Source organism: Arcicella aurantiaca (genome assembly GCF_003148625.1).
GTDB classification, from domain to species: Bacteria; Bacteroidota; Bacteroidia; order Cytophagales; family Spirosomataceae; genus Arcicella; species Arcicella aurantiaca.
This window is the reverse complement of record NZ_QGGO01000009.1, coordinates 145,206-158,169: the sequence shown is the minus strand read 5'-3', so window position 1 is coordinate 158,169 and position 12,964 is coordinate 145,206. Positions and strand designations below refer to the sequence as shown.

The 12,964-nt window shown below is 33.2% G+C and carries 12 protein-coding genes; 4 read left to right on the top strand and 8 right to left on the bottom strand.

The annotated features are described in order from the left end of the window. Positions 1-15: 15 nt before the first annotated feature. Together LV89_RS10605 and LV89_RS10600 are read right to left on the bottom strand one after the other, a co-directional pair. A complete protein-coding gene (locus LV89_RS10605) occupies positions 16-1,743 on the bottom strand; it encodes a GMC oxidoreductase (protein WP_109742866.1) in 1,728 nt (575 codons plus the stop codon). 197 nt (positions 1,744-1,940) lie between these two features. Then, positions 1,941-2,480, bottom strand: coding sequence for a gluconate 2-dehydrogenase subunit 3 family protein (locus LV89_RS10600; protein ID WP_109742865.1), 540 nt, complete (start codon positions 2,478-2,480; stop codon positions 1,941-1,943). A 243-nt stretch (positions 2,481-2,723) separates the two neighbouring features. Between LV89_RS10600 and LV89_RS10595 the strand changes: the two genes are divergently transcribed. Continuing rightward, complete coding sequence (locus LV89_RS10595; protein ID WP_146199139.1) at positions 2,724-3,659, top strand: hypothetical protein; 936 nt, start codon at positions 2,724-2,726, stop codon at positions 3,657-3,659. Between the two features lie 135 nt (positions 3,660-3,794). Here the strand turns inward: LV89_RS10595 and LV89_RS10590 are convergent, their stop codons facing one another. Continuing rightward, positions 3,795-4,505 carry an SDR family oxidoreductase gene (locus LV89_RS10590; protein WP_109742863.1) on the bottom strand — a complete coding sequence of 237 codons (711 nt, stop codon included), beginning with the start codon at positions 4,503-4,505 and terminating at the stop codon, positions 3,795-3,797. A gap of 101 nt (positions 4,506-4,606) precedes the next feature. On the opposite strand from LV89_RS10590, the gene LV89_RS10585 reads away from it, so the two are divergent. The 3 genes from LV89_RS10585 (at position 4,607) to LV89_RS10575 (ending at position 6,693) form a co-directional block, all read left to right on the top strand. Further along, complete coding sequence (locus LV89_RS10585; RefSeq protein ID WP_109742862.1) at positions 4,607-4,903, top strand: hypothetical protein; 297 nt, start codon at positions 4,607-4,609, stop codon at positions 4,901-4,903. A gap of 397 nt (positions 4,904-5,300) precedes the next feature. Next, on the top strand, positions 5,301-5,885 hold the full coding sequence (locus LV89_RS10580; protein ID WP_109742861.1) for a Crp/Fnr family transcriptional regulator: 585 nt from the start codon (positions 5,301-5,303) through the stop codon (positions 5,883-5,885). 76 nt (positions 5,886-5,961) lie between these two features. Beyond that, the gene (locus LV89_RS10575) at positions 5,962-6,693 is read left to right on the top strand and encodes a DUF8737 domain-containing protein (protein WP_109742860.1); all 732 of its coding nucleotides are present in this window, start codon (positions 5,962-5,964) and stop codon (positions 6,691-6,693) included. A gap of 245 nt (positions 6,694-6,938) precedes the next feature. Here LV89_RS10575 and LV89_RS10570 read toward each other — a convergent pair whose 3' ends face one another. The 5 genes from LV89_RS10570 to LV89_RS10555 form a co-directional block, all read right to left on the bottom strand. Continuing rightward, positions 6,939-8,399, bottom strand: a complete 1,461-nt coding sequence (locus LV89_RS10570; protein ID WP_109742889.1) for an APC family permease — start codon at positions 8,397-8,399, stop codon at positions 6,939-6,941. Between the two features lie 173 nt (positions 8,400-8,572). Next, a complete protein-coding gene (locus LV89_RS10565; protein WP_109742859.1) occupies positions 8,573-9,205 on the bottom strand; it encodes a Uma2 family endonuclease in 633 nt (210 codons plus the stop codon). A gap of 32 nt (positions 9,206-9,237) precedes the next feature. Then, positions 9,238-9,405: a hypothetical protein gene (locus LV89_RS25160; protein WP_158279563.1), complete on the bottom strand. Its 168-nt coding sequence runs from the start codon at positions 9,403-9,405 to the stop codon at positions 9,238-9,240. Between the two features lie 143 nt (positions 9,406-9,548). After that, positions 9,549-10,829, bottom strand: coding sequence for a hypothetical protein (locus tag LV89_RS10560; RefSeq protein WP_109742858.1), 1,281 nt, complete (start codon positions 10,827-10,829; stop codon positions 9,549-9,551). Positions 10,830-10,847: 18 nt separating this feature from the next. Then, positions 10,848-12,902 (bottom strand): M10 family metallopeptidase domain-containing protein, encoded by a 2,055-nt coding sequence (locus tag LV89_RS10555; protein WP_109742857.1) that lies wholly within the window; start codon positions 12,900-12,902, stop codon positions 10,848-10,850. Positions 12,903-12,964 lie beyond the last annotated feature (62 nt).

Below are 12,964 nucleotides of genomic sequence, written 5' to 3'. Positions count from 1 at the left end.
ATTTATTAAAAACTATTACGCTTTCAAATCACCTTTTTTCAAAGCATTTACTGCAAAATCAGCGGCACGAGCTGTTAAAGCCATGTACGTTAACGATGGATTCACACATGAAGCCGAAGCCATTGCTGCACCATCAGTTACAAATACGTTTTCAGCACCCCAAACTTGGTTGTTTTTATTCAAACAAGAGTTTTTAGCATCAGTACCCATACGAGCTGTTCCCATTTCGTGAATCCCAATTCCTAAGTGTTTTGTTTCGTCATCAAATGTTGAAACGTTTTTCAATCCTGCTTTTTCTAACATTTCCGCAGCGTCATTTTTCATGTCGATACGCATTTTCTTTTCATTATCTCCGTATTCGGCATCAAATGTTAAAAGAGGCATTCCCCACTTATCTTTCTGTGTTCCATCAAGATACATACGGTTATTTGGATTTGGAATAACTTCTCCAAAGCCCATAATATTGAAATTCCACTTGCCAGGATAGCTCAAAGAATCTTTGAAGTCGGCACCAATACCTTCTTGTCCTGCACCACGTCCCCAATCTTCACGAGAACCTCCTCCTTGATAACCAAAACCACGAGTGTAATCACGTTTGTCATCACCCCAGTTACGGTAACGTGGAATATAAATACCATTGGCACGACGACCATAATAATATTCATCTTCCAAACCATCAAAATCACCTCTTGCCCCTACGCCTAAGTGGTGGTCCATGATATTACGCCCTAATTGGTCAGACTCATTACCTAAACCATTCGGGTGACGTTGAGATTTTGAGTTCAACATAATACCTGTACTACCAAAAGCAGAAGCATTTAAGAAAATAACTTTGGCAAAATATTCAATTGATTGTAAAGTATTTTGGTCAACAATTCTTACACCAACTGCTTTCCCTAATTTATCGTCATAGATAACTTCTTGAACGATTGCATCTGGACGAAGGGTTAAATTACCCGTTTTTACAGCCGCAGGAAGTGTTGAAGATTGTGTTGAGAAATATCCACCGTAAGGGCAACCCATCATACAGCGGTTACGGAATTGACATTGAGAACGTCCTAAATCGTAAGCAATTTTAGATTCACCAGTCAAGTGAGCAGTACGTCCCATGATAAAGTGACGACTTGGAAATTCTTTTTCGATACGCTTCTTTAAATCTTTTTCTAAAGCGTTCATATTCATAGCTGGCAAATAATGGTCTCCGTGTGGTAAAACATCAAGTCCATCTTTGCTACCGCTAATACCCGCAAATTTCTCTACGTGGTCATACCAAGGAGCAATATCTTTGTAACGAATTGGCCAATCTGTACCGATTCCTTCTTTTCCATTTGCTTCAAAATCGGCTTCATTCCAACGGTACGACTGGCGTCCCCACATTAATGAACGTCCACCCACATGGTATCCACGAATCCAGTCAATTGGTTTCTTTTCAATAATTGGATTTTCAGTATCTTTCTCAAAATGGTCTCTCCAAGGTTCATTTACGGTATAGCCAGTACGGATACCGATGAAATGCTCTTCGGCAGATTTATTATCTACACGCCCACGATGAGGGAAATCCCAAGGGTTTTTAGTAGCATTTGTATAATCTGTAACGTGTTTAATATCACGCCCACGTTCAAGCATGATAACTTTTAATCCTTTCTCACAAAGTTCTTTGGCAGCCCAGCCACCTGATATTCCAGAGCCAACCACGATGGCATCGTAGGTATTAGCTTTTTGTCCTGTTCCTGTAATTTCCATTATCTTTATTATATAGTATAGTAAGCGAAAAGCGATTTGCGAAAAGCGAATATACCAACTCATTTATTGGTTTCTTTCCTCACAATCAAAATGGCGAACCATTTTGAATCTTTTCAGACTAAATCTTTTAAGTAATTTTAAAATGAATAGTTATCAACTGCATTTAATTACTGTTAATTGATAACTGTTAACTGAATCTATGACATTGCCCAAGCTTTTTGCCCTTTCTGCAATTTGATACCTTCATATTTTCCAGGTACTTCTAAATATTCCAATGCTTTTGTTGCACCGGGTTCAGAAGTAAAGTAACCTAAAACAGTTAAATCCTTCATTGTACTCCAGAATTCAGATTTTTCTTTGGCAGAATCTTCCGCTTTAATCAAAGCTAATTTTTCTTCAGCAGTAGCTTTCATAAAACTACCTTTTGCACCTTCATTCAATTTATCTAATCCTGCAAAGAAAGCTTTTTGTTGTTCATCTTTATAGCATTCTTTCAACATAAACTGGATAAACTCAGGCACTTTTGCTTCTTTCGCACCAGCAGTAGATGTTTTTGGCAAAATAATCTCAGCAATCTCAGCAATCATCTCACCGTGTTCAGGGGTAATGGCAAAATCTTTACCAACAGTTGACCCTCCGCCAGACTTACAACCTTCTAAAACAGTTGCCAAAGTACCAGCAGATAGCATTCCTCCCATTAGTAGAGCTACTCGGGATATTGCGTCTCTTCTTTTCATATATTTGTTTTTGTTTATTTTCTAAAGATAGCTTCTAAAGCGTTTTGATTCGCTTTTAGGATAATTAATATACTTGTAAAATTACACTTAAATTGTAAAATTTTGCACTATTTGCCTACATTCTCACAAAAATATACATACAAAACATCACAGATAATTTTACCGATAACGAATTCATCAAAATATTATTTGGTCGTTTTCGTTTTCTGTGCCTAATTGCGAAAATTTTAATTAAAAAGACAAATGAAAGTTAAACTATTGACACTTCTGTGTGTATTATGTTGTTTCACAACGATGGCACAAAAGAAGAAACCCACTAAGAAAACGCCTCCAACAAAGAAAATTGCTGTTGATTCAACTGAATTACTAAATAGAAATCAGCTTAAAACAGGGCAGTTACAGGCACAAGATGAGATTGAAGCAAGTCTTACAGGAAAAGATTTAACGGCATCACAAAACGGAGAAAAAAGATTTTACGATTCTTACAAATTATTCTTACACGCAGGTGAAGAATTAACGCTTGAACACTCTTCTGATAATTTCAGAGTAATGTTGAGTTTAAAAACCCCTACGAAGGATAAACAAGAAATGAGTTATGACTCAAAACCGTTTGCAGGTGGAAGTTATAACAAGTTTTTTTATGTTGCTCCTGCTACTGGAACTTATACTTTGTTAGCTACGTCAATGGATGCAGGGCAAACTGGGAAATACAAAATCCAGAAAATGATTACGCCACCAAATGCCGTTGAAGCTCAATTAGACCCTGTTTTCTCAAAACAATTTAAAACATTATTGAATGCTAAACAGGATAATTTCAAAGCAATTACAGGCGAAAAAATCAAAAAAGATAAAAAGGATAAATCAGCAGGACAAGAACGATTTAAGGCAACGTTAGAAATTGTAGTAGGTAAGCCAGCACTTTTGATTCAAGAAAATGCAGGGCAGGCGGTAAATTATAAATCGGTTATTTTTGAATCTGAAAACGAAGAAGAAGCAAAACAGTATTTTGAGAAAATAAAAAAACAACTTCAAGTATTGGCTCGTAGTTGGACTGAACAAAGTAATACTGACAATAATTACAGTGCTTCAACAGATAAAGAAATCGTTACGATGACTATTTCGTCGGAAGAAAGAAAGAAAAAGAAAATGGCATATTTGGTTAATTTCGTTTTCAATTAGAATATGTATAGACCACAGATTTTAGGGATTGAACAGATTTTCACGGATTTTGTTATTACTTTATCTGTTAAATCAGTTCAATCCCTAAAATCTGTGGTCTATTTTTATTGCCGATGCAGAAGCATCAGGATACATTTATGCAGGCATTGTTGGACGAACTTCAATTTTACTTGGTAAAGTACGAGCTGGCATTTTAATTAAATCAGATACAATTTGTCCAATATCTTCTGGTTGAATTTTCCACGCATCTTTTGCACTTGGCGAATGTCCATTAAAATACGTTGCCACCGAACCTGGCATGATAGTCGTAGCCTTAATTCCATCTTTACGCAAATCCATCATGATTGCTTGTGTAAAACCAACAACGCCAAATTTTGACGCATTATACGCACCTCCGTTCGCAAAGAAATTTGTTCCTGCCAAACTCGAAATCGTAATAAAATAGCCTTGCGTTTCTTTCAATTGTTCGTAAGAAGCCTTGATAGAATTGAAAGTCCCTGTTAGATTAATGTCAATCGTTTCTTGCCATTGCTCAGAAGTTAAATCTTGAATCGGAGCAAAATGTCCAACACCTGCATTAGCAATGACATAATCCAAACGTCCCCAAGCTGACAAAATCGTTTTAACCGCTTTTTCTTGCGAAGCTAAATTTCTAACATCAGATTCTATCCCGATGGCATAGCCTTCTTTAATTTTATTCAATTCAGCGGCAGCTTCATTGGCACTTGCTTGCGTGCGAGAAGTAATCGCTACTTTTATTCCGTCCTTAATTAAAGCCTCTGCAACTCCATAACCAATTCCCTTTGAACCGCCCGTTATTAAAGCTGTTTTTATTGTTGTTGACATGATTTTTTGTTTAGATTTTACTATATTTGAACCGAGTAATACCCTAAATAGTTTCGTAAAATAAATCTCATTTAATCTATAACACTAAAAAATCTACTAAAATGGCTCGTTCTATATTTGAAAAACAAATCAATCAATTAGACATCATTAAGGACAATTTTACACTTCAACACCAACAAGACTACAAGTTTGATTCTCTTGAAAAAACGCTAAAAATTCTTCAAGAAGATAATAATCGAGGACTAATCTCAATCAATATTATGGAGAAAGTCAATCAGATATTCAAATTAATGCCATCTCATGAAAAATACTTTGTTAAAGTAAACCCTCAAAATCATCAAAAATATTTAGGTTTAATCGAAGAATTGGAAAATATTACGGAAATATGTACTTATTGACGCAAGTTAAATTTGAGTCACAAAACCTCACCCCCAACCCCTCTCCGATGGAGAGGGGAGCGTTCGACTCCATTTTTCTCCCCTCTCCATCGGAGAGGGGTCGGGGGTGAGGTTTTGCGTCAATAAGTATATAAGTCCGAAATATTATTTCCATTCCATACCAAAAAGAAGCTATCAAATTTAAAGGCTATCTTAAAAAATTAGTTAGTATTTTGTTTTGGGCAAATTTATGTTTCTATTTCATTAAAGATTTTATTCCAACAAAATATGGCTCATTTGAGGATATTTATCACAATGCTTTCATTGGAATAAATATAGCAAGCATAACTTTACTTATCACTACACAAATAATGTGGCAAGTAAAAAAACATAAAATGACTTCACTAAGAATATCATAATGCCACACGAAAAACTAATCAATTACCTCCAACAAGTTTTACCAATGCCTACTGAAAAGGCAACACAAATTGCTGAAACCTTTAGGATTAAAGAGGTTACCAAGAATACGTTTTTAATTGAAGAAGGGAAAATTTGTAATACTTCGCACTTTATCATTGATGGTTTTGCACGGATGTACACTTTTGATACCAACGGAAATGATGTAACAACGATGATTTTTAGTAATTCTATGTTTGCTAACGACTTTACTTCCTTTTTCAAAAGAATGCCTGCTTCTGAAAGTCTAATCACAATGACGGATTGTTTGACTTGCTATATATCATTTGAGGACTTACAAAAGAATTTCCATACAATTCCCGAATTCAGAGAATTTGGCAGAATGATGCTAATTAATAATTGTATTAACCTGAAACAGAGAATGTTATCCATGATTCAGCATACAGGAGAGCAACGATACACGCATTTAATAGAAACTCATCCAGAAATACTACAAAATATTCCTCTGAAAAATATTGCCTCTTATTTGGGCGTTACGGATACTTCTTTGAGTAGAATTAGAAGGGATTTTGCTACAAAAAACTAAACTTGTCTTATGTCAAGTAGTTTCAATATTTCAGTTGATAATTTTGGCTTAATATTTAACCAAATTATTAATCACGATGGAAAACTACTTTTCAAATCTTCCTGCTTGGGTTTCATTATTGTTTATCCCAACTTTCCCAATAACAATTTATATAATTTCTCAAATAATCAAACGTGGCGGAATTGATGCGGGATTATCTCAAAAACAAGTCAATAATATTCAATTAAGCATTGGGGGATTTTTCACTATTTATCTTTTCTACACGTTTTTACTTTCAACCACAGGGCTTTTAAGCGAAAATACTTTACCGCCAAGAGTGCTACTTTTTACGGCTATTCCACTTTTATTAGTCCTTTTGGGCTTCATTTTCAACAAACCACTTTACTGGAAAATCTTAGATAAAATCCCGTTAGAATCTTTAATCAAAATTCATATTTTTAGATTTGTAGGCGTGTTTTTTCTTATAGGAGTATATTATAAAACCTTACCTGTTCATTTTGCTGTTATTGCAGGTTTTGGAGATATTGTAACGGCTATCGGAGCAATATTTGTTTCAAGATGGGTAAATGAGCAGAAACCTTGGAGTAAAAAAGCGACCTTGATTTGGAATATTTTCGGTTTGGCAGATATTGTTTCTGTCATTATTTCAGCCATTTTAACGACTAAGAATTCCTTAGAAAATAATACGCAAAGTGTTATTGAAATCACAAAATTCCCTTTCGTTTGGATTCCTGCTTTTGCTCCTGCGGTAATTATTTTTTTACATATTTCTGTTTTTAAGAAGTTGAAAAGGGACGCATCTATCTAATCGAGCCTATCTGAACTTAGATTTTTAGGTTTTTTGAATTTTAGGATTAATTATTTAATAAAATTAATGTCATTGATTTGTAGTGGCGTATAGCATACACCAAAAATTGTCAAAACATTGACGTATGCTATACGCCAAACATAATGTCAAATAATTTATTCATAACACTTAAAATCCTAAAAATCACAGTTCAGACAGGGTCGCTCAGACAGGGACGCTTACTCAGGCTCGCTTAGAAAAACTTCTTACGCTTCTTTCTTTTTCCAAAAATAATAAACAGGAATACCCAAAGCAACAATACCTACACCAATCCAAGACGGTACAGGCTTGTAAATCAGCAAATTAACACAAAGTGCTGTGGCGAAAAGTAAATAAATAGCAGGTATGATTGGATAACCAAAAGCTTTGTATGGACGTGGCGTAGTTGGTTGTTTTTTACGCAAAATGAAAACGCCTGCAATCGTTAAAATGTAAAATACCAAAATGGCAAAAACTGTGTAGTCTAATAAATCACCGTAAGTACCTGACAAACAAAGCAATGAAGCCCAAACACACTGCATTATCAACGACGAAGCAGGTACGCCTTTCTCATTCAATTCTCCTGCTTTTTTGAAGAACAGTTTATCTTTTGCCATGGCATAATATACTCTCGCTCCCGATAAAATGATTCCGTTGTTACAACCAAAAGTAGAAATCATGATGAAAATTGCCATGATTATCGTAGCAGGATTACCAAAAATCATTTCTGCAGCTGCCGTTCCTACACGGTCGTTGGTTGCCCACATAATACCACGCCCCAAAGTATCGACGGCATTCGGATGTCCTTGCACGGGTAATAACATTAAATACGCAATATTTGCCAAAATATACAGAAAACTAACCGTCAATGTTCCGTACAATAAACTCAAAGGAATATCTCTTTTTGGATTTTTCATTTCGCCTGCGGTGTAGGTTACATTGTTCCAAGCTGACGATGAAAATAATGGACCAATCAAAGCTAAACCCATTGCCGACCACAATCCGATTCCCGAAAGGTATTCATAATCAATGATTTTTCCTTTTTCCCAAATAATTTTCACAGGACTCCAAAAATCAATGCTATTAATTGCCCACATTCCTTTTTGGGGATTCAAACCGACAATTATTCCAACAACTGCCAAACCTAATAAAGCTCCAATTTTAGTAACTGTAAAAATCAACTGTACCAATTTGGCATTTTTTACGCCTTGAATATTGATAAAAGTAAGCAAGACAATCAAGGCAATGGCTAATATTTGTTGCGTATTAAAAATCAGAAAACTATGTTCTGTTCCAATATAATCAGGTAAAAGCACCCCTGTATATTTAGCAAAAGCTACTGCAACCGCCGCAATTGTTCCTGTTTCAATTACTAAAAAAGTTGTCCAACCAAATAGAAAACCAACTAAAGGATTATAAGCCTCACGCAAATACACATATTGTCCTCCTGCTTTGGGCATCATTCCTGCCAATTCGCCATAAGAAAGTGCTGAAATTAAAGTAATTATGCCTGTTATTCCCCAAGTGAGCAATAAATATCCGGGAGAACCCAAATTTCGAGTAACGTCTGCCGAAACAATAAAAATTCCAGAGCCAATCATTGAGCCAATTACAATCATGGTGGCATCAATAAGGGATAATTCTTTTTTAAGTTCTGAAGTATTTGATGAAGTAGTTTTTTCCTGCATATTAGGGGTTATTTTTTGTATGTAACAAACATAACGATTTAGGCTTGAAATCCCAAAATTGAGAGGTTTACGTAAATACTCACTCATCAAATTTGGACATACTTAAACGTTATCAAAAAGAATAGCCAACCCTTTGTGAGAGTTGGCTATTATAAGCATAATTTATCTAAAAATTATTGTTCAAAGACTATTTTACGATAAATATCAGTTAAAGAAATACTTGCCCCTTCAACCGTAATCGAATCTTCAAGACTATAAAAATCTTGATTTATCCAAGCATTCGGAGTTTCTGAACGAATGAAAGTAGAAACACTTACTTTTTGTGGATTCACATAAATGACTTGCTGAAGGCTCTCAATTAACTTATATTCTGGTAGTTTTTCCGATAAATCAAAGGCTTTTGTCGCAGGTGAAAGTACCTCCACAATTATGTACGGATTGGTAATAATCGCCGTAGAGTTTTCCTTGAAAACTGGATTTCCTTTAACTATTGTAACATCTGGCATATAGTATCCACCCTCAAATTTGGGAATTTGGACACCTGAGTTACTTCCGAGAACAAGAATCTCGTCATTTCTAAAAAAGAGAACATTCAGAATTCCCCCTAAATTCATTATGATGGCTTCATGCCATAGTGATGCTAAACCCATTGTTACAATTTCATTTTCGTGGTATTCTACCTTGAAAGGTAATTCTTCTGCCAAAGCAAAATAATCTTCTTTCGAGGCAGGAATACGCACTAATTTTTGCGTAGCCACTTCCGACAAAATGGTTTCTTTTATGTTTTTATCAATAACCATAGCCATATTTTTTATTAAATATAGGGAAAATAATTTAATCAATCCTCATTACACCCAATTGGAGCTCCTGGAGGTAATTCTTTGTGAACTGCCACTTTTGCAGCCGAAGGATTTTTCATTCTTTCCAAAGCGTAATCTAAATGTGCTTGATAATCAGCATCTTTGGTGGTTTTCTTGGTTTCGAGTTTCCATAATAATTTGGACAAATTGACGGCTACCTGCCATTCTTTTTTGAAGAATATTTATTTCTGATTTTACAAACATAATATTTTACTCAATGTATTGAGTAAACCTAAATATATAGGTAATTATTTGTGTTCTTGTAAGAACGAAGGTGTTTACAACAATTTTAAAATATCAAAGCAACACTTGCGTTAACCGAATTCATTTTTGTAGATGTAAGTGGATTTTCATTCGTTTTATTTGGGTAATATTGTGATGGAACAAAAAATGAGTTTATTTTATCTACATTCAAAAAACTACCAAAGCCTTTGTTAAATTTTAAAGCAAGTTCCACTTTAAGTTTTTTAAATATTTTCTTCTGATAAGACATCCCTACCATACCACTATACCATGTATTAGCTATATTATCTCCATTATTCAAATATCTATTTTCAAGGTTATTATAATATTTCATTGCTCTTATTTGGTGAATGACTCCACCCAATGAAATAGAAAATACATTAGTCCCAAACAAAGATTTGATTTGATAATTAGTGTAAATAGGAATATCAGTGGTTTCGATATTAAAATCTTCAAGATTTATTTTTCTTTCCGTTGAATAGTAGAAAGTATTAAATTTATATTCAGCTAATCTATATTCAGTTGAAAATGAAAAATGAGAAGTTAATCTACCCAATGTAACTTTAATACCAATAAATCTTGATGGCTGTAAATAAATTCTATCAAAAGTACCATTCAGTGAAGTTAATTCAGGCAATGCATAACCTATTCCTGTTATGACTCCAAAATGAATTATGCCACCTTTTAATTTAACACTGTCTCTACTTAATTGCTTAACAGCATAAGAATAGTTAAGTTTTTCAAGACTATCTATCAGTTTTTTTTCAATAGTAATAGTGTCTTTTTTATTCAAATTGAGTTTACTGAGAATTTTTTCGGTAGTGAGTTTTTTACTATTTACAATTTCTGAAATATATTTAACCTTGTTGAAAGTTGAATCTAATTCTTGAGAATGATTCAAATATTCATTCGCAACTGCGTAGGCTTTATTTCTAATAGCCTGTTTCCTTTTTTTAATGTAATAAGACAAAAGCCTTTTTTTTAATATCTTATTATCTGGAGAAATTTTTAACATTTTCTCCAAAAAAACAACTCCAATATTTTCCCTACCCTCCAACAACGCTGTTCTCGCTTTTTTATCATAATCAATGATAAAATTACAATTAACGATATTATTTTTTAGTATATCAATTGAATCCTTTGAGGTACCTTTTTCTAAAGTAAGAAGGTAAAGTTTTCGTGCTGTATCCCATTTTCCTCTTTTAAAAGCCAAAATAGCTTTTTGATATAGTGTTAATTGTATTGTGACTTTTTTAGGTTTTTGCCCATTTACCGAATAAATAATCAAAGTGGACAAGATTACAACCAAGTATTTCTTAAATGCCATTTTACGAGCAGGTTAGGTTTATGGAATATACTTCCAGATTGTTTTAATTTGATAATTTGACACATTATCAACATATTCAGCAAATCCAGCATAAATAAATTTATCATCGGAAAACATGAAAAATCCAGGGGTATTTACTGGTTTTGATAAAAAATTTCGGCTAATTTGTCTTGGTAAAGGCTTTAATGCTTTACAGGAATTATTATTCAAATCAAACGATAGTAACACTTGCCTATCAAAATTATATATGTTCGACTCAATTGCTTTAAAAATATTAGGAAAATATTCATTAAGATATAGACTATTGTTTCCGTTCGGAATATATTGAACATTTGGTAAATCAAAAAGTAGAGAAATCATTTTATTTTGAAAACTGATATGTGTACTTTCATATCCTCTTGAATAGTAAAAAGATGAAATAGACAGCAAATTATCAGGAAGTAAGGTTTCTGTATTACTAAACGTTTTGTCGTATTCAAACCAAGTATTACTATTAATATCAAACACTGTAGCAGGGATTTTCTCATAAGGTAAAAAAAATAATTGATTATTCTTTCTTGTAGGAATTACCCTATAGTGATTAAGAGAATAGTTGAAGTTGGTAGGAGTATATGATAATGTTTTCCAAGAATTATTTTGAGGAGTGTATTTAAAAAAGTAGTTTTTTTTGTTTTCAATGTTTCCACTTGTCATATAGATTGATTCTCCATCTGAAAAAATAGTTGGAACAACCTTACCTAAGAAAGTTACTCTGTCAGGAGTCATTAATACATCTGTTTTTAGAGTTGTTAAGGATATTCTTACGAATTTATCAACAAATCCAGGAGTATTATACTCTTTCGTATATGAATATTGATAAAGATAGCCATTTAAACAAAAAGAAATTATTGAATAAATACCAGGAGAGAAATAATTATCTGAAAGGCTATTAGTAAATGACTCGGAAAGCAATTGCTGAGAGTTTAAATCTAAAGAAATTAAATTGCTTACTTTAAAATAAGGTCTTGTTACATTCAGATAAATTTTACCATTATATACAAAAGGAATAAAGGAATTATTTTCAATTGATTGTGGAAGTGCTATTTGTACCCATTTATCATGGTCTTGATTAGGTGTTTTAAATGAAATAAACTTATCACTAAAAATGATTCCATTTACATCCACAGAAAATGCCCTTGCATAATATTTAGTTAAAGCATTTAGGCTTTCTACTTTCCCTGTAAAAATTGTGTTATCAGTATTTGGTTTATTGAAAATATAAAATGGATTTCTCTCTAAAGATAAATCTGTAGAATCTTCACTGATGATAATACCACAACTTAATGGCTTAATTTTGGAGTTTTGGTTATCATATTTGATTGAAAAATTAGCAATTCCATCTGAATTTATAGTTGTAGAATTTATGCTTACTGTTGCCTTACCACACTCGGTAGGATGTAGTTTTTTTAAATTTCTAATATCTTCTTCTGTTATTTTACCATCAGTGTCATCCTTTACCAAGTACGGGTACATATAAGAAGACCTATCTTTTGAATCTGGAAGCCCAAGGTATCTACCTACTCTATACATTAGTTCTCTCTTGGCTTGTTTATTTGTAATAAGTGCAGAAAACAGGTTATTTGGAATAAAAATAATAGAACTATTTTTGGTCAATATATTTATTTTATTTGTAGGATAAGTATATGAAGGATTCTGAATATTACCATCAATCCGAATTAAGCCAAACTCATCAGTATTTTTTTGAGGAGGTGGAAAATTATAACTTTGGAAAAGTAAATTACATTTATTTAGTTCTTTTTGAAAGGTAAAGTGAACATTAGACTGTGCAGAATTCCATTCTTCCATTGCCTGAAAGATGGGATTACTTTGCAAACCTCCACTATAAGTAGATGCTGAGTAAAGACTCACTTCAAAATAATTAATTTCGCAAAGTTGATTTAGCATTTGTGAGTCAAAATATGGAGTTGGTTCTAATATTAATGGTTCTTCTGAACCAAACGGTAATAACTCTCCTTGACAACTTGAAGCGTATAAGAAAATGAAAAGTAAAATGCAGTTTAAAAACTGTCTCATAAAGTAGATAAATATTAGAATTGGTGGATATTGCTTTTAAAGATGTTAAATTATGAAAGTCC